A 16779-nucleotide genomic window follows, 5' to 3' on the forward strand; every position below is an offset into this window, starting at 1 on the left:
ACGCTCGTTGTTCAGTTTTCAAGGAACAATCTTTGTAACATTTTGTCGTCGCTTTCAGCGGCGACCTTTATAAGATACCACAGGGGCCAGCACCATTGCAACCCTTTTTTACACAAAATTTATACGCCAATAAAATCTAGCAAAAAACGCCCGATTGCCGCCAAAGACTAGCTTCAGCAGGAGCCGGACGTTCAGAAAAACGCAACTTCACTTATTCGCCGCTCCGATCACGCATAACCGGGAACAGCAGCACGTCGCGAATCGATGGCGAGTCGGTCAGCAGCATCACCAAACGGTCGATCCCGATGCCCAGTCCACCTGTCGGCGGCATGCCATACTCCAATGCGCGGATAAAGTCCTCGTCCATTTCATGCGCCTCGTCGTTGCCTTGCTCGCGCTCCACCAGCTGCGCCTCGAACCGCTCGCGTTGATCGATCGGATCGTTCAGCTCGGTGAACGCATTCGCATGCTCACGGCCGACGATGAACAGCTCGAAACGATCCGTGAACCGCGGATCCTGATCGTTCTTCTTCGCCAACGGCGAAATCGCAACCGGATGGCCCGTGATGAAAGTAGGCTGAACAAGCGTCGACTCGACGAAATGCTCGAAAAACGCGTTCAGGATATGCCCCGCCGTCATGTTCTTCTCAACCGGCACCTTGTGCTGCTTGGCCAATTCGTGAGCCTGCTCGTCGCTGATCTGTGCGCTGAAGTCGACGCCCGTCGCTTCCTTCACGGCATCCACCATCGACACGCGGCGCCAAGGCGTAGCCAAGCTGACGCTTTGTCCTTGGTACTGAATTTCGGTCGATCCGAGCAGCTCCTTCGCCAAGTGGGCGATCAAATTTTCCGTCAAGCGCATGATGTCCAGATAATCCGCGTACGCTTCGTACAGCTCGATCATCGTAAACTCCGGGTTATGCCGCGTGGAAATCCCTTCGTTGCGATACACTCGACCGATCTCGTACACCTTTTCCAGCCCGCCGACGATCAACCGCTTCAAATGAAGCTCGATGGCGATCCGCATGTACAGCTGCATGTCCAGCGCATTATGATGCGTGATGAAAGGACGCGCGGCCGCTCCACCTGCGATCGTATGCAAAGTAGGCGTCTCCACCTCGAGATACCCATGAAGGTCCAAGTAGCGGCGCATCGCCTGGATGATCCGGGAACGCATAATAAACGTCTCCTGCACTTCCGGATTGACGATCAAATCGACATAACGCTGGCGATAGCGCATCTCGACGTCTTTCAGCCCATGAAACTTCTCCGGCAACGGGTACAGCGACTTTGACAGCACCTCGAGCGACTCGACCTTAATGGAAGTTTCGCCGGTCTTCGTCTTGAATACGACACCGCGAACACCGACGATGTCACCGATATCGAGAATGTCAAATGCCCGGTACTTGGTATCTCCAATCGCATCCTGCCGCACGTAGATCTGGATTTTGCCGCTCAAGTCCTGGATATGCGCGAAGCTAGCCTTGCCCATGCTCCGCTTCTGCATAATCCGGCCGGCCACCGCCACCGGTTCCTTCCGCTGTTCCAGCTCTTCGCTGGACATCGGATCGAAGTCGTTCAGGATCGTCTTGGCCTGGTGAGTACGCTCGAACTTTTGCCCGAACGGATCGACACCCAGCTTGCGAAGCTCGTCCAGCTTGTTCCGCCGGATCACCAGCAGCTCGTTCTCGTTCAATTCCACCTCTTGACTCAATGATCTCACTCCCTGTTTCCGTATTATATAAACAAAAAAGCTTCCGAAGGAAGCTTTCTAAGAATGTCAGAAAGTAGTTCTCCGCTGACGGTACCATTCCTACGGAAAGCGAGTCCCGCAAGGTCGGCGGAGCCATCTTTCCTTGAGGCCGTTACTTCTTAATGTCGATAATCTTATATTGGATGACGCCCGCCGGAACTTGCACATCCACAACCGAGTCTTTCTTCTTGCCCAGCAGCGCCTTGCCGACCGGACTTTCGTTGGAAATCTTGTTGTGCAGCGGATCGGATTCAGCCGTGCCTACGATTGTATATTCAACGGTTTCGTTAAATTCGAGATCCAACATGGTGACGATGGAACCGACGCTGACCGTGTCGGTATCGACTTCGTCATTATTAATGATGCGGGCGTTGCGCAGCATCTTCTCGAGCGTGATGACGCGCCCTTCGATAAAAGCCTGCTCATTCTTCGCATCCTCATATTCCGAGTTCTCGCTAATATCGCCATAACCGATCGCGACCTTGATCCGTTCCGCCACCTCGCGGCGCTTCACAGACTTGAGGTGCTCCAGTTCTTCTTCAAGCTTCTTCAAGCCGTCCTGAGTTAGAATGACTTCCTTCTCCGACATATCAACAAATCTCCCGTCATGTGAAGATTTTCATACTGGGATTCATCAGAAGAGATCCAAATCGTATGAATTCACTGATTTAATATATTAACCACGGTTGCCCAAGATGACATACTGGAACATATGGTTAGCCGGAAGCCCAATCATCTATTGGATGATTATATTGCAACCCGTTGGAAATGTCAATGACAGCCAATCCGCGCCAAATACGGCCTAACACCGAATTGAAAGCGCTCCATCCAACTGCTTAAGGCACCGAATCGACCATGGTATTAATGGACCAAAACCGGCTCGTCCGCCGACACGTCGCCGTCGCCGAAATCTCCGTTCAGCACGAATTCCTGCAACGTCTCGACCATCTGATCGCGACGGGTGTGCTCCATCAGCACGTCCTTGACTCGAGCGGAACCCCGAAGCCCCTTCAAATACCAAGCCATATGCTTGCGCATTTCTTTGACAGCAACGTGCTCGCCCTTGAGCGCAACGAGTCGGTCCAGGTGAAGCGTGGCGATTCGGATCTTCTCCTCCGCAATCGGCTCGGGAAGCAGCTCGCCCGTCGTCAAGTACTGGATCGTACGATACAGCATCCAAGGATTGCCGAGCGCCGCCCGGCCGATCATCACTCCGTCGCAGCCCGTATGCCGCAGCATCCGATGAGCATCCTCCGGCGTGAACACGTCGCCGTTGCCGATGACCGGAATCGAGACGTGATCCTTTACTTCCTTAATAATGTCCCAGTTCGCTTTGCCCGTGTACATCTGCACCCGCGTGCGGCCATGGACGCTGACTGCGGAACCGCCGCCGTTCTCCACCGCCTTGGCATTCTTCAACGCGTACACATGCTCGTCGTCCCAGCCGATCCGCATCTTGACCGTAACCGGCTTGCTGACTGCCTTCACGACCTCGCTGACCATCTTCTCGATGCGTTCCGGGTCCAGCAGCCAACGGGCGCCGGCATCGCATTTCGTGATCTTGGGCACCGGGCAGCCCATGTTGATATCGATGATGTCGGCGTTCGTCTGCTGGTCGACCACTTTGGCCGCCTCTACAAGCGTCTCGGTATCTCCGCCGAAAATTTGCAGACTAAGCGGCTTCTCGCGCTCGTCGACGAACAGCATCTCCTTCGTCCGTGCATTGCCGTGGAGGATCGCCTTGTCGCTCACCATCTCCGCGCAAACGAGGCCGCAGCCGAATTCCTTGGCGATCAGCCGGAACGCCGGATTGCAAACTCCCGCCATCGGGGCCAGCACGACGTTGTTATTCGTAGATACATTGCCGATCTGAAGCATAACTACCTTTCTCCTTCCTTCAGAACAGGGGACAATTCCAGCGGATCAATGTGGAGCGCAGCGGCGATTTTCTCGATCATCTTGGCTTCCGCCTTGCGGCTCCCCCGTTCAATCGCGCCTAGTACTGCTATAGAAACGCCCATGCGCTGGGCGAGTTCGTCTTGGGTAAAGCCCTTCAACTTTCGGAATGCTCGGACGCGTTGAGCGATTTGATTTTTTTCCATAGTTGGACGCCTCCCTTTCCTTCCAGTTTATCCAGATGCCTTTCCAGCCAACCAGCCTCTTCCGGCTGCAGCCTTCGAACCAAATCCACCAGGGGAATGAGCACGAAAGCCCGCTCCAGCATCCTCGGATGCGGCACGGTCAGGCTGTCGGTGTCGAACGTCAACCAAGCTCCTGCGGCAGGATCAGAGGGCTCCGAACGCCAAACGAGCAGCATATCCATATCGAGCGTACGGGGTCCCCATCGAATGTCTCGGGTTCGTCCCAATCGAAGCTCCGTCTCGGCCATTAACCGATAGAGCGCTTCCGGTTCCAGCGACGTTCGCACCGCGACCACTTGGTTCAGAAACGAATCCTGCTCCAGATAGCCGATCGGATCCGTCTCGTACATGGGAGAGCCGCCAGCCGCCCCTACTTCCGGATGCCGCACCAACAGCGCAAGCGAGTCCGTCAGATGACGCTCCCGATCCCCCAAATTCGAGCCCAATCCGATATAGGCCAAATAGGGCGAAGTCGCCGATACAGGTGCCGGAACAGGATCCGACCGAGATGCAGATGGGGGTTGAAACTCGCTTGTATTCACCGTTTAGGCCCGCTTTCTATGAATATGGACGGTCACCCCGTCGAAAATGGCTCCGAAGGGGGGATGCGGCTTGGTCAATCGCACCGTCACTTCATTTACCCTAGTATACTGATGCAGCAGATCGGATGCAATGGCTTCGGCCAGCGCTTCAATCAGGCGATAAGGCGGACCCGTTACGATTGCTTTCACCCGCTCATAAGCTTCGGCATAATTGCACGTCGTCTCCAGCTCATCCGTACGCCCGGCCTCCGACAAATCCATCCACAGCTCGACATCGGCCAGGAACCGTTGCCCCAGCTTGTTTTCTTCCGGGTAGACCCCATGGTACCCAAAAAAATGCATCCCTTTCAATTCAATCCGATCCATCGCGCCTCAACTCCTTCCGCTTGTATGTATGGCGTCGGTCATGCGGGCGACCCGTTTCATCTCCCGGACGTCATGCACGCGCACAATGTTGCAGCCTTGAACAATTCCTAACGCAACCGTCGCGGCCGTCCCTTCCAGCACCTCATGCGCCGGGAGGCCGAGCGTCTTCTGAATGACCGATTTTCTCGAAGTACCTAGCAATACCGGGTATCCGAGCTCCGCCACGCGATACAAGTTCTGCAGCAGCAGCAAGTTGTGCTCGTACGTCTTGGCAAAGCCGATGCCGGGATCCAGGATAATGCGGTCCGGCTGAACCCCCGCTTCGAGCGCAAGCTTCGCGCTCCGGCGAAGGTCTTCCACCACGTCGGTCAGAAAATCGGTGTAATCCATCGTCTTGCGATTATGCATCAAGACGACCGGACAGTCAAATCGCACCGCCACTTCCGCCAGACCCGAATCGCCTTGAAAGCCCCATATATCGTTCACGATATGAGCGCCCGCTTCCATTGCCTGACGCGCCACCTCGGCTTTGTATGTATCGACGGAAATCGGAACCGGCAAACCCGCTCGCACAAGCGCCTCTACCGCCGGCACGACGCGAGCCAGCTCCTCCTCAAGCGTCACTCTCTCCGCTCCGGGCCGTGTCGACTCGCCGCCGACATCAATCAGATCGGCTCCTTGCTCGACCATCTCCACCGCTCGTTTCACGGCTAGATCTACAGTCGAATACGAGCCTCCATCGGAGAAAGAATCAGGCGTCACGTTCAAAATCCCCATGATCAGCGTCACGTTCCGCATATCAAGCGACAAGTTGCGGCAAGGAACAACCCCGCTTCCAGGAAGCAGGGCCGAGGCAAGGGGGGTAGGCCTCCATACGCGCGTAGTCGGCCCGTTATTCAACTCCATTCGTTTCCTCTCCTCCCGCCAGTATGGCCATAAGCGTCGATAAGCCGCCGTGTCCAGGTACCCGCACCGGCAGCAGCAGCTTCACCGATGAGCGTTTCGTTCCCTTCCAGGTCGAACGCGCAACGGATCGGGACGATCTCCTGAATGGAGCTTGTGACGAACACTTCGTCGGCAGCGATCACATCACTCCACGTGTATAACCCTTCCTCGACCGGCAGACCGATCGACATCGCCAGGTCCAGCACATAGGCTCTTGTGATGCCAGACAGCAACCCTGTTTGCGGGTGCGGCGTGCAGAGGCGCCTCTCGCGAACGAGGAACAAATTGCTTACGATGCCCTCCACCGCATATCCGCCTGCATCCAGGAACAGCCCTTCGGCGCCTTTCGCCCAAGGATACCCGGACAGTTCTCGTTTGGCTTCTATATTGTTCATGTAATGAAATGATTTTAACCGAACCGGCGTCTCCGGCGTGCTGCGCGGCGTATGAAGAAGCTGCAGTGGCTTGCCCCGCAGCACCTCATGCATGTCCCGCGGCGGGAGCGCCTTCATATAAATACACTCGTTCGGGCGGGTGTACGGTTCCGTAGGAAGTCCAAGCGCTTCCGCCCCGGCCGATACCGACAGGCGAACATAGCCGTCCTCCAGTCCATTCGCCTCCAGCAGCGTGGCTACTTGCTGCCGAATCCAGTCTTCATCCGGACGGTAGTCGATCGCAAGCAATCGGCAGCCTTCCTCCAGCCGCTCCAGATGCTCCTTCAGCAGGAACGGCGCTCCCCCGTACGTCCGGAATGTCTCGAACAGCCCCATCCCATACAAAAAACCGTGATCGAATACCGAGACCACGGCTTCCTGTTCGTCCACCAACACACCATTCCACGAGAGCTTCATCGGCCGATGGCGAGAAAATTGCCCAGCAGCTTATGCCCGTGATCGGTAATAATCGATTCCGGATGGAATTGCACCCCTTCGATCGGGTACTCCTTGTGCCGCAGGCCCATGATCTCGCCCTCCTTCGTCTCCGCCGTAATCTCCAGGCAATCCGGCAGCGTCTCGCGCTTCACGATCAAGGAGTGATAGCGGGTAGCCGTGTAGGGAGACGGAATGCCCGCGAACAGCGAGCGGCCGTCGTGATGAATCTCCGACGTCTTGCCGTGCATCAGCTTGTCCGCCCGCACCACGTCGCCGCCGAATACTTGGCCGATCGATTGATGGCCGAGGCATACGCCGAGGATCGGGATCTCGCCCTTGAAGCGCTCGATCAGCGCCAGGCTGATGCCCGCCTCGTTCGGGGTACATGGCCCCGGCGAGATCAAGATATGGGACGGCTTCAGCGCGTCGATCTCCTCCAGTGTAATTTGATCGTTGCGGTGCACGACAACCTCTTCCCCGAGCTCGCCCAAATATTGCACCAAATTGTAAGTAAACGAATCGTAATTGTCGATAACCAGTATCATCTCGTCTCAGCTCCCCATGTCTCGCTATTAGTTCTATTTAATGTCATAATGCCGCCGGAGTCAATCCACTCTCTAGAACGGGAGAAAGATAAATGCGCCCCTCGAGGCGAGGGGCGCCGGATTAACGCTAGTATACCCGATATACGGATTAATCTTCGAATTGATACAATGGCGTGCTCAGGTAGCGCTCGCCGTTGCTCGGCAGGATTGCAACCACACGCTTGCCTTTGCCCAATTGCTTCGCTACCTTCAGAGCGGCGAAGATCGCGGCGCCGGACGAGATGCCTCCCAGAATGCCTTCTTCCTTCGCGACGCGGCGGGAAGTTTCGAACGCGTCATCGTTGTCGACCGTAATGACTTCGTTGTAGATATTCGTGTTCAGAATATCTGGAACGAAGCCGGCTCCGATGCCTTGGATCTTATGCGGGCCTGGTTTGCCGCCGGACAGAACCGGGGAGGCCGATGGCTCAACCGCATAAATCTGGATGTCCGGGAAATGCTCGCGAAGCACCGAGCCGGCGCCTGTAATCGTACCGCCGGTCCCGATACCGGAGACGAACGCGTCGAGCTTGCCGTCGTGGCCGTTGATCGCTTCCACGATTTCCGGACCGGTCGTTTCGATATGAATCTTCACATTGGCCTGGTTCTTGAACTGTTGCGGAATGAAGTAGGATGGATTCTCGGCTGCCAGATCCTCCGCCCGCTTGATCGCACCCTTCATGCCTTCCGGTCCTGGCGTCAGCACGAGCTGGGCACCGTAGGCGCGAAGCAGGTTGCGGCGTTCCATACTCATCGTTTCCGGCATAACCAGAATCGCTTTATATCCTTTAGCAGCCGCAACCATCGCGAGACCGATCCCGGTGTTGCCGCTCGTAGGCTCTATAATCGTGTCGCCTGGCTTCAGCTTGCCTTCCTTCTCCGCTGTCTCGATCATGCTGATCGCGATCCGGTCCTTCACGCTCGCACCCGGGTTCTGGTACTCGAGCTTCACATAGATCTCAGCGCTGTCTTCCGGTACGACACGGTTTAATTTAACAAGCGGTGTATCTCCAATCAACTGAGTAACGCTTTGAACCAATTTGGCCATTGCTAAACCCTCCCAAGTTCGTCGCTTTAATCCGAGTAAAATTGTCGGTATTATTAGTTCCATCTTATCAATCGGGCCTATTCATTGTCAACCACAATTTATACAGGCGGAGCCAATTTATTGAAATTGCTTGAGCAGGACGGTTGCCTTATGCTTTTGCCGAATCGATTGAGCCAGCTCCTTCAACGGAACGGCCTTCTGCAGCGCCAGCTCGTTGCGGATGAACGCCTTGGTCGTCTCGTCGATCGTTTTGTTGACTTCCTTCTTGCCTACCAGCTGAATGACGGCGAACCCTTCCTTCAACGCGATCGGACGGCTCAATTCATTGATCTTCAGCGCACGTGCCGCTTGGGTAATCGAAGCAGGGACGAACGGATCGGTTTCCTCCACCCAGCCGATATCGCCGCCGCCAGCTCCCGTCGCTTTATCCGTCGACCGTTCCTTGGCCAAGACGCCGAAGTCGAACCCCTTTGTCCAATCGGCAATGATTTTGTTCGCTTCTTCTTTCGTTTTCACTTCGATTTTCAACAAATGGTACTGGGTAAAGCTCTTGAATTCTTCCGGATGCTCCTTGATGTACGTCTGCACCTCGCCATCCGTTACCTGAATCCCGCGAATCGCCAGCCGCTCCAGCAGCAGCTTGTAGTACACGTCCTCGACCAGCTCCGACCTCGTCAGCCCGATCTGTTCCTTCATGGAGGCATAGAACGCCCGCTCGCTCTCGTACCCTTGCTGCATCCGCGCCAGCTCATTATCGATCTCCGCCGGGCTGACCGTAACCTGCAGCGCCTCCGCCTCTTGCCGAATCGCTTCGCGCTCAATCAACTGATCCAACAGCTCCGCGCCGTAACGCTCTTCGAGCCGCGACCGCAGCTCCCCGTACCGGATCGTCTTGCCTCCAATCGTGGCGACCGCTTGCTGCTCATCGATGGAAGCGCCATTCCCGCCGGGCTGCTCTCCGTTCGGAGGCTCAGCTCCCTTCTTGGCGCGCAAGGCGGCACTCCATAACATCGTCAGGGCCAGTATGCAGGCGAGCAGGCAGACAATGACGATCCACAGCAGTCTAACGCTCCTCATCCCTAGTTCTCCTCTTATCCCATCGGCGTATAGCCGTTTCTATATGATTGGTTTGCCGTTAGGATAGCTGCTCCACCAGCCCTTGCAGCTCTTCCCCGGTGAAATGGTACTTCTCGTTGCAGAAATGGCAGACGACTTCGGCTTCCCCCTGATCCTCCAACAGGCCTTGGATTTCATCCCGGCCCAAGCTGAGCAGCGTCTGCTCTACCCGCTCCTGCGAGCATTTACAGCGGAATTTCAGCTCCATCCGGTCGCGGATCACGACATCGTCCAGAAGCACCTCTAATATTTCTTCCACAGACTTGCCTTCATCCATCAATGTCGTAACGGGAGGGAGCCCGGAGAGGCGCGCTTCCAGCTCCCCGATCTCGTCATCGGACAAGCCCGGGAGCAATTGAATGATAAACCCGCCGGAGCACCTGACCGTACGGTCGGTATCGACCAGGACGCCTAGAGCGACCGCCGAAGGCGTCTGCTCCGACTTGGCGAAGTAGTAAGTAAAATCTTCTCCGAGTTCGCCTGACACGATCGGAGTGCTGCCGGAATAAGGCTCCTTCAACCCCAAATCCTTGATGATGTAGATAAACCCTTCCCGCCCTACGGCGCCGGACACATCCAGCTTGCCGACGGCGTTAAGCGGCAGCTCCACGCTCGGGTCGTCCACATAGCCTCGCACTTCGCCCGACGCATTCGCGTCTACGACGATTTGGCCGATCGGTCCGTCTCCCTTGACGCGGATCGTCAGCTTCTCCTCCCCTTTCAGCATGGCGCCCATCATCGCACCTGCGGTCAAAGTGCGTCCGAGGGCGGCTGTAGCAACCGGGGTTGTATGATGTCGAGCGCGCAGCTCCTCCAGAATGCCGGTCATGTTGGCGGCGAACGCCCGTACTTGACCGTTCAGAGCGGTCGCGCGGATCAAATAATCTTGCTGCATATTCGTGATCCTCCAAATGAATTTCCATTATGTATTGCGTTCATAGATGAGCTGAAGTCCTTGCAGCGTCAGCAGCGGATTGACGATCTGGATCGTTCGGGACTCTCCCGCTACAAGCTCCGCCAGGCCCCCGGTGGCGATGACCCTGGTCTTCGTCTTGAATTCTTCCTCGATGCGCTGGACGATCCCGTCCACCTGGCCCGCGTAGCCGAATACGATGCCAGCCTGCATGGAGGTGACCGTCGACCGTCCCACCGTGCTCTTCGGCTTGACGAGCTCGATGCGCGGCAGCTTGGCCGCCCGCTGGTACAGCGCTTCCGTAGAAATGCCGATGCCTGGCGCGATCGCCCCGCCTATGTACTGCGCTTTGTCGTCTATGAAGCAGAAGGTGGTCGCCGTACCGAAATCGACGATGATCAGCGGCGGCCCGTACAGCTCGATCGCCGCCACTGCGTTGACGATCCGATCGGCGCCAACCTCCCTGGGGTTCTCATAACGAATATTCAACCCGGTCTTGATTCCAGGACCGACGAACATCGGCTTCTGGTGCAAATAGTTGTGGCACATCTTCTCCAAGATGTGAATCATCGGCGGCACGACTGAGGAGATGATGACCCCGTCGACCTGCTTGACCGAAATTCCGGCATATTGAAACAGGTTGTAAATCTGCAAGCCATACTCATCAACCGTGGCCGAACGATTGGTGCTGAGCCGCCAATGATGAAGCAGCTGCTTGCCCTCGTAGATGCCGAGCACCATATTGGTATTCCCCACATCGACGACCAAAATCATGAACCGCTCTCCTTCTTGGCGTCGAGGTCCAGGCTGATGTCCAGCGCCGGTACGGAGTAAGTCAGCCGACCGACCGAGATAACGTCCACGCCGGTACGGGCGATGCCTTGAATCGTCTCCAGCGTGACCGAACCGGACGCTTCGATGATAACATGAGGCGCGGCCGCACGAACGCGGCGAACCGCTTCCGTCATATTGGCGTTGCTCATGTTGTCGAGCATGATAATATCGGCGCCTGCGGACAACGCTTGCTCTAGCTGCTCGAACGACTCCACTTCGACTTCGATCTTCATTGTGTGCGGAATGCCCTCGCGCGCGGCGCGGACGGCTGGCTCGATACCTCCAGCGCCCTTGATGTGGTTGTCCTTGATCATCACCGCATCGTACAGGCCGAACCGATGGTTATGACCGCCCCCCACACGGACGGCGTATTTCTCCAGCATGCGGTGTCCCGGAGTCGTCTTGCGCGTGTCCACCAGCCGGGTAGGCAATCCTTCGATAGCGCGCACATATTGGTTCGTCCGTGTGGCAATGCCCGACATTCGCTGCATCAGGTTCAAGGCGAGCCGTTCACCGAGTAGGATGCTGCGCGTGCTGCCGCTCACCTCCGCGAGGATGGTTCCCTTCTCCGCGTAGACGCCTTCTTCTACTTTCGGCACAAACACAAGCTCGGGATCTACGATGCGGAACACTTGTGCGGCTACCGGCAGCCCGGCGATCAAGCCGTTGTCTTTGACATGAATAATACCTTTAGACCGGCGGTCTAAAGGTATGGTCGTCGTCGTGGTGATGTCCCCGGTCCCTATATCTTCCTCTAACCATAGACGTACCTGCTTGGACAAAAGTTCCATATTCATGAAATATTTTTTAGTCATGGATTCGTTCCTCCGTAAACCCGTGGTCGCGCTGTATGAGTACATGCTTGCGCCAGATCAGGTCATCCTTTTCGGGGAAATCCTCGCGGTAATGGCCGCCGCGGCTCTCTTCACGGATCAAGGCTGATTCGGAAGCGAGCAAGGCGCATGTCAGCAAATTCGCGAACTCGATTTCTTCTCGTTTGGTCAGGCAAGATTCGAAGACGCTGAGTTGACGCTTGAGCTCCTCAATGCCTTTCTCCAATCCCCGTCCATTGCGGACCAAGCCAACGTAACGCAGCATAATTTTCTGGAGCTTGAGTCGTTTCTCCACGATCGCCTGCATCGGTCCTTCCGGACGATGGCTGCTCTCGGCCAGATCGAATGTCTGGTTCTGCTCCGACAAGCTCGCGATATGCTCCACGATCCGACGGCCAAACACGATCGCTTCCGACAGCGAGTTGCTCGCCAGCCGATTCGCCCCGTGTACACCTGTAGAGGACACTTCCCCACAAGCATAGAGCCGCTCTATGGAAGTCTGCCCGTTCAGATCGGTACGAATACCGCCCATCATGTAATGAGCCGCCGGCGCGACCGGAATCCAGTCCGACGTCAGATCGAGACCATAGGTGAGGCAATATTCGTAAATGTTCGGAAACCGGTGCCGTACCATCTCCGCCGATTCATGCGTGATGTCGATATAGACGAACGTTGACTTCGTGAGCTCCATCTCGCGAACGATCGCTCGGGCAACCACGTCGCGTGGAGCCAGCTCCAGCATCGGGTGCACCTTCTCCATGAAGCGTTCACCGCGAATGTTGCGCAGTACGGCTCCCTCTCCACGAAGCGCTTCGGAGATGAGGAAACGCGGCGCGCCTGGATAGCAGAGGGATGTCGGGTGGAATTGAATGAACTCCATGTCGCGAATGACCGCACCCGCCCGATACGCCATAGCGATCCCGTCCCCGGTCGCGATGTCGGGATTCGTCGTGTAACGATATAATTGGCCGGTGCCGCCGGTGCACAAGATCGTGGCGTTCGCCTGCACGAACAATCGCGAGCCGTCCGGCTTCTGCACCAGCACGCCCTTGCACTCGTTCTCATATGTAATCAGGTCCAGTACGATGTGATCGTCCCAGATTTGGATCTGCTTGCTGAGCTTCGTCCGTTCGGACAACGCTCTTACGATCTCCGCACCGGTCGCATCGCCATGAGCGTGCAGAATGCGTCGCTGACTGTGCGCCCCTTCCTTGGTCAGCGCGAATTCCCCATTCTCAATGTCGAACTGCGTCCCCATTTGAATCAAATCCTGGACGCCCTCCGGCCCTTCATGCACCAATACGTCGACCGCGTCCGAATCGCATAGCCCGGCTCCGGCGATCAGCGTGTCTTGGCGATGATACTCCGGCGAGTCCTCGTCCGAGATGACGGCCGCAATGCCGCCTTGGGCGTAGCGGGTGTTGCTGTCGAGGAGCGACTTCTTCGTGATCATCAGCACATTGTGACGTTCGCTGGCGCGAATGGCGGTGAATAAACCGGCAATTCCCGCGCCGATGACGATGACGTCCGTCTGTACGCGGGGCAGCTTATCCAACGAGAAATCGACTAAATATCGTGGTATCATACCATTCCCCTTCGTCGGGCAAGAGAGTAGCGCATGCTACTTGACTTGCAGCATGCGCTCTAAGGACAATCGTGCTTTCTCCGCAACTTGAGGCGGTACGTAAATTTGAGGCTGCATGGTTTCCATGCAACGAACGATTTTCTTAAGGTTGTTCACTTTCATGTTCGGGCACACCAGGAATTTAGTAGCGAAATGAAAGGTTTTGTCCGGACTGTCCAAACGAAGCTGGTATCCGGTGCCGTCTTCAGTGCCGACAATGAACTCTTTGCAGTCGGATTCTTTGCAATACTTAATGATCGCGGTCGTACTGCCGACGAAATCGCCAAGCTCGACCACCTCGGGACGGCATTCCGGATGAACGACGAACTGCGCGTTCGGATGCTGCGCCTTCATCTCGATGACATCCTTTACGGTCAGCATGTCATGCGTGTTGCAGTAGCCTTCCCAGATGATCATTTTTTTGTCGGTGTATTGGGACACGTAATGGCCCAAGTTTTTGTCCGGTACCCAGATAATCTCTTCGGCATCCACCGATTGAATGACCTTCACGGCATTGGCGGATGTGCAGCAAATATCGGTCTCCGCCTTGATCTCGGCCGAGGAGTTAATATACGTCACGACGGCTGCCTTCGGGTGCTGCCTCTTCAGCGCCTTCAGCCCTTCCACGTTGACCATGTCCGCCATCGGGCAACCCGCGCGTTCATCCGGAATGATCACCGTCTTGTTCGGAGCGAGAATCTTGGCGCTCTCTCCCATAAAGTGAACGCCGCAGAATACGATCACTTCGGCATCGGTCTGGGCGGCCTTCTGCGCGAGCAGAAACGAATCCCCGCGGAAATCAGCCACCTCCTGCACTTCGTCACGCTGATAGTAATGAGCCAAAATAATGGCGTTGCGTTCCTTCTTCAGTTCCTCAATCCGCTTCTTCAGTTCCCGATTCTGCTCGGCCTTGCGCTCTAACGCCAGTGCTTCCATCGCTAGTCCCTTCCCTTCGCCGTATCTATCCACGCCAGTAATAAGCGACCGAATGTGGTCGTGAAAAAGTTCACGAGTTAACTAATCCCAAAACAACCGGGTTAGCAGCGTACAATGTATCCTTAGTATGAGCCGCTGATTACGTCCATAGCCCGCTCCCCGTTAGGTTACATTTTACAACTAATTTACACAACCTCATCCGGACTGTCAATGTCCATTTACCCTGAAATAAGGGCATTTTTACCCTTGACTAACAAAAAATCCGGCAACTCCACAAGGGATTGCCGGATTGCTGTTATTCGTCTTTCGGGTCCTTCTTTTCGCGGTCGAAATCGAGCTTATTCGCTTCGCTCGAACCGTCCTGCGTGTTGATATTGACCTTCAATTGCTCATCGAAGCTCGAGTCCTCTTCTGGCAAGGAAGTGATCTTGCCGCTCTCCAGCAATTGAGCGATCTGTTCTTTGTCGAGCGTTTCCTTCTCAAGCAACGCATTCGCGATCAGATGCACTTGATCGACGTATTTCGTGAGAATCTCACGGGCTCTGTTGTAGCAGCCCATGATGATGCTCTGCATCTCTTTGTCGATCTCATAAGCGATCGCGTCGCTGTAGTTCTGCTCGTGGCCGATATCGCGGCCCAAGAACACTTGGCCTTGGGTTTGGCCGAACTGCATCGGTCCGAGTTTGTCGCTCATTCCGTATTCCATAATCATGCTGCGCGCGATGCTGGTCGCCTTGCGGAAGTCATCGTACGCGCCGGTGCCGACTTCGCCGATGTACAACTCCTCGGAGACGCGACCACCCAGCAAGCCGGTGATCCGGTCGAACAGCTCGGACTTGGTGGCGAGCAACCGGTCTTCGCCGTCCTTCGGAATGCTGAGCACATAGCCGCCTGCGCGACCTCGAGGGACGATGGTGACCTTGTGCACGACATCCGCGTGCTTCTCGTAGAAGCCGATAATCGCATGGCCGGCTTCGTGGTAAGCGATCGTACGCTTCTCGCGATCGCTGATGACGCGGCTCTTCTTCTGCGTCCCCACGATGACGCGGTCGAACGCTTCCTCGATCTCATCCATCGAGATATCCTTGCGGCTGCGGCGGGCGGCGATTAGCGCCGCTTCGTTCAGCAAATTCTCCAGATCGGCGCCGGTGAAGCCGGTCGTGTAGCGCGACAGTACGTCGAGCTTCACGTCCTTGGCCAGCGGCTTGTTGCGGGCGTGGACCTTCAGGACCGCCTCGCGGCCCTTCACATCCGGGCGGTCGACCGTAATCTGACGGTCGAAGCGGCCTGGACGCAGGAGCGCCGGGTCCAGAATGTCCGGACGGTTCGTCGCCGCTACGATGATAATGCCTTCGTTCGCGCCGAAACCGTCCATCTCTACGAGCAACTGGTTGAGCGTCTGCTCGCGCTCGTCGTGACCGCCGCCCAAGCCGGCCCCGCGCTGGCGGCCGACCGCGTCGATCTCGTCGATGAAGATGATACAAGGTGCGTTCTTCTTCGCGTTCTCGAACAAATCGCGTACGCGGGACGCTCCCACGCCGACGAACATCTCCACGAAGTCGGAACCGCTGATGCTGAAGAACGGCACGCCTGCTTCCCCGGCTACCGCACGGGCAAGAAGCGTCTTACCGGTCCCCGGAGGCCCGACGAGCAATACGCCCTTCGGAATCCGAGCGCCCAGCGCAGCGAACTTGCGCGGGTCCTTCAAGAACTCGACGACCTCGACCAGCTCTTGTTTCTCTTCGTCTGCGCCGGCTACGTCGTCGAAGGTAACCCTCTTCTTCTCTTCATTATAAAGGCGGGCTCGGCTCTTGCCGAAGTTCATCACTTTGCCGCCGCCACCCTGGGCTTGATTCAATAAGAAGAAAAACAAGATGAAGATGATGACGAACGGAATAATGGAGGTCAGGAATGTGATCCAGACATTATCGCCATCCATTTTCTCATGGACTTCTTTGTTGACAGTGCTTTGCTCGAGAAGCTCGATCACCCGTTCACCGAAAGGAGCATGGGTCTCAAAGAGCAGTTTGTCTGTATCTGTTATGGATTTCTTCAATTTCCCCCGAATCAGATACGTATACCCGTCGAACTTGACCGACACTTCATCGACATTGTTATTTTTCAGCTCCTGGCGGAACTGGGTATAGTCGATCGTCGTCTTGGTATCGTTCTGATTGCTGATGAAGTGAACGATTCCGACGGTAACAAGGAAAATGAGCAAATAAAATCCGGTGTTTCGGATGATCCGATTCATCCCCTACCTCCTCTCAAT

Annotated in this window: 17 protein-coding genes; all 17 read right to left on the reverse strand. The window is 56.0% G+C overall.

What is annotated here, in order from left to right; genetic code table 11:
- Positions 1-211 precede the first annotated feature (211 nt).
- A complete protein-coding gene (gene lysS, locus PKO02S_RS24420; protein ID WP_164821660.1) occupies positions 212-1714 on the reverse strand; it encodes a lysine--tRNA ligase in 1503 nt (500 codons plus the stop codon).
- Between the two features lie 151 nt (positions 1715-1865).
- A complete protein-coding gene (gene greA, locus PKO02S_RS24425) occupies positions 1866-2342 on the reverse strand; it encodes a transcription elongation factor GreA (RefSeq protein WP_127587088.1) in 477 nt (158 codons plus the stop codon).
- A 272-nt stretch (positions 2343-2614) separates the two neighbouring features.
- Positions 2615-3631: a tRNA dihydrouridine synthase DusB gene (gene dusB / locus PKO02S_RS24430; RefSeq protein WP_127587091.1), complete on the reverse strand. Its 1017-nt coding sequence runs from the start codon at positions 3629-3631 to the stop codon at positions 2615-2617.
- Between the two features lie 2 nt (positions 3632-3633).
- Positions 3634-3855, reverse strand: coding sequence for a helix-turn-helix domain-containing protein (locus PKO02S_RS24435; protein WP_127587093.1), 222 nt, complete (start codon positions 3853-3855; stop codon positions 3634-3636).
- Positions 3807-4436, reverse strand: a complete 630-nt coding sequence (gene folK / locus PKO02S_RS24440; protein WP_307720039.1) for a 2-amino-4-hydroxy-6-hydroxymethyldihydropteridine diphosphokinase — start codon at positions 4434-4436, stop codon at positions 3807-3809. The genes PKO02S_RS24435 and folK overlap by 49 nt, the downstream gene beginning before the upstream one ends.
- 3 nt (positions 4437-4439) lie before the next feature.
- Positions 4440-4802: a dihydroneopterin aldolase gene (gene folB / locus PKO02S_RS24445; protein WP_127587095.1), complete on the reverse strand. Its 363-nt coding sequence runs from the start codon at positions 4800-4802 to the stop codon at positions 4440-4442.
- 6 nt (positions 4803-4808) lie between these two features.
- A complete protein-coding gene (gene folP / locus PKO02S_RS24450) occupies positions 4809-5600 on the reverse strand; it encodes a dihydropteroate synthase (RefSeq protein WP_127587137.1) in 792 nt (263 codons plus the stop codon).
- Between the two features lie 98 nt (positions 5601-5698).
- On the reverse strand, positions 5699-6571 hold the full coding sequence (locus PKO02S_RS24455; protein WP_246067322.1) for an aminotransferase class IV: 873 nt from the start codon (positions 6569-6571) through the stop codon (positions 5699-5701).
- A 23-nt stretch (positions 6572-6594) separates the two neighbouring features.
- The gene (gene pabA, locus PKO02S_RS24460; protein WP_127587099.1) at positions 6595-7164 is read right to left on the reverse strand and encodes an aminodeoxychorismate/anthranilate synthase component II; all 570 of its coding nucleotides are present in this window, start codon (positions 7162-7164) and stop codon (positions 6595-6597) included.
- Between the two features lie 148 nt (positions 7165-7312).
- Positions 7313-8251: a cysteine synthase A gene (gene cysK, locus PKO02S_RS24465; RefSeq protein WP_127587101.1), complete on the reverse strand. Its 939-nt coding sequence runs from the start codon at positions 8249-8251 to the stop codon at positions 7313-7315.
- A gap of 117 nt (positions 8252-8368) precedes the next feature.
- Entirely contained in the window at positions 8369-9328 is a 960-nt protein-coding gene (locus PKO02S_RS24470) for a peptidylprolyl isomerase (RefSeq protein WP_127587103.1), read from the reverse strand.
- A gap of 58 nt (positions 9329-9386) precedes the next feature.
- A complete protein-coding gene (gene hslO, locus PKO02S_RS24475; protein WP_127587105.1) occupies positions 9387-10262 on the reverse strand; it encodes an Hsp33 family molecular chaperone HslO in 876 nt (291 codons plus the stop codon).
- A gap of 27 nt (positions 10263-10289) precedes the next feature.
- Positions 10290-11054 (reverse strand): type III pantothenate kinase, encoded by a 765-nt coding sequence (locus tag PKO02S_RS24480; RefSeq protein ID WP_127587108.1) that lies wholly within the window; start codon positions 11052-11054, stop codon positions 10290-10292.
- Positions 11051-11929, reverse strand: a complete 879-nt coding sequence (gene nadC, locus PKO02S_RS24485; protein WP_246067324.1) for a carboxylating nicotinate-nucleotide diphosphorylase — start codon at positions 11927-11929, stop codon at positions 11051-11053. Before nadC ends, PKO02S_RS24480 begins: the two co-directional genes overlap by 4 nt.
- Complete coding sequence (gene nadB / locus PKO02S_RS24490; protein ID WP_127587110.1) at positions 11922-13532, reverse strand: L-aspartate oxidase; 1611 nt, start codon at positions 13530-13532, stop codon at positions 11922-11924. Before nadB ends, nadC begins: the two co-directional genes overlap by 8 nt.
- Before the next feature lie 36 nt (positions 13533-13568).
- Complete coding sequence (gene nadA / locus PKO02S_RS24495; RefSeq protein ID WP_127587112.1) at positions 13569-14507, reverse strand: quinolinate synthase NadA; 939 nt, start codon at positions 14505-14507, stop codon at positions 13569-13571.
- Between the two features lie 295 nt (positions 14508-14802).
- A complete protein-coding gene (gene ftsH / locus PKO02S_RS24500; protein ID WP_127587114.1) occupies positions 14803-16761 on the reverse strand; it encodes an ATP-dependent zinc metalloprotease FtsH in 1959 nt (652 codons plus the stop codon).
- Between the last annotated feature and the right edge of the window lie 18 nt (positions 16762-16779).

This window comes from Paenibacillus koleovorans NBRC 103111 (genome assembly GCF_004000845.1).
Classification (GTDB): Bacteria; Bacillota; Bacilli; order Paenibacillales; family NBRC-103111; genus Paenibacillus_AA; species Paenibacillus_AA koleovorans.

Bases quoted from the DNA above. Each gene is read 5' to 3' on its own strand.
- dusB (WP_127587091.1), bottom strand. From the start codon at position 3,631: ATGCTTCAGATCGGCAATGTATCTACGAATAACAACGTCGTGCTGGCC.
- hslO (WP_127587105.1), bottom strand. From the start codon at position 10,262: ATGCAGCAAGATTATTTGATCCGCGCGACCGCTCTGAACGGTCAAGTA.
- folP (WP_127587137.1), bottom strand. From the start codon at position 5,600: ATGCGGAACGTGACGCTGATCATGGGGATTTTGAACGTGACGCCTGAT.
- folB (WP_127587095.1), bottom strand. From the start codon at position 4,802: ATGGATCGGATTGAATTGAAAGGGATGCATTTTTTTGGGTACCATGGG.
- nadC (WP_246067324.1), bottom strand. From the start codon at position 11,929: ATGACTAAAAAATATTTCATGAATATGGAACTTTTGTCCAAGCAGGTA.
- greA (WP_127587088.1), bottom strand. From the start codon at position 2,342: ATGTCGGAGAAGGAAGTCATTCTAACTCAGGACGGCTTGAAGAAGCTT.
- nadA (WP_127587112.1), bottom strand. From the start codon at position 14,507: ATGGAAGCACTGGCGTTAGAGCGCAAGGCCGAGCAGAATCGGGAACTG.
- cysK (WP_127587101.1), bottom strand. From the start codon at position 8,251: ATGGCCAAATTGGTTCAAAGCGTTACTCAGTTGATTGGAGATACACCG.
- PKO02S_RS24435 (WP_127587093.1), bottom strand. From the start codon at position 3,855: ATGGAAAAAAATCAAATCGCTCAACGCGTCCGAGCATTCCGAAAGTTG.
- pabA (WP_127587099.1), bottom strand. From the start codon at position 7,164: ATGATACTGGTTATCGACAATTACGATTCGTTTACTTACAATTTGGTG.
- PKO02S_RS24470 (WP_127587103.1), bottom strand. From the start codon at position 9,328: ATGAGGAGCGTTAGACTGCTGTGGATCGTCATTGTCTGCCTGCTCGCC.
- nadB (WP_127587110.1), bottom strand. From the start codon at position 13,532: ATGATACCACGATATTTAGTCGATTTCTCGTTGGATAAGCTGCCCCGC.
- PKO02S_RS24480 (WP_127587108.1), bottom strand. From the start codon at position 11,054: ATGATTTTGGTCGTCGATGTGGGGAATACCAATATGGTGCTCGGCATC.
- ftsH (WP_127587114.1), bottom strand. From the start codon at position 16,761: ATGAATCGGATCATCCGAAACACCGGATTTTATTTGCTCATTTTCCTT.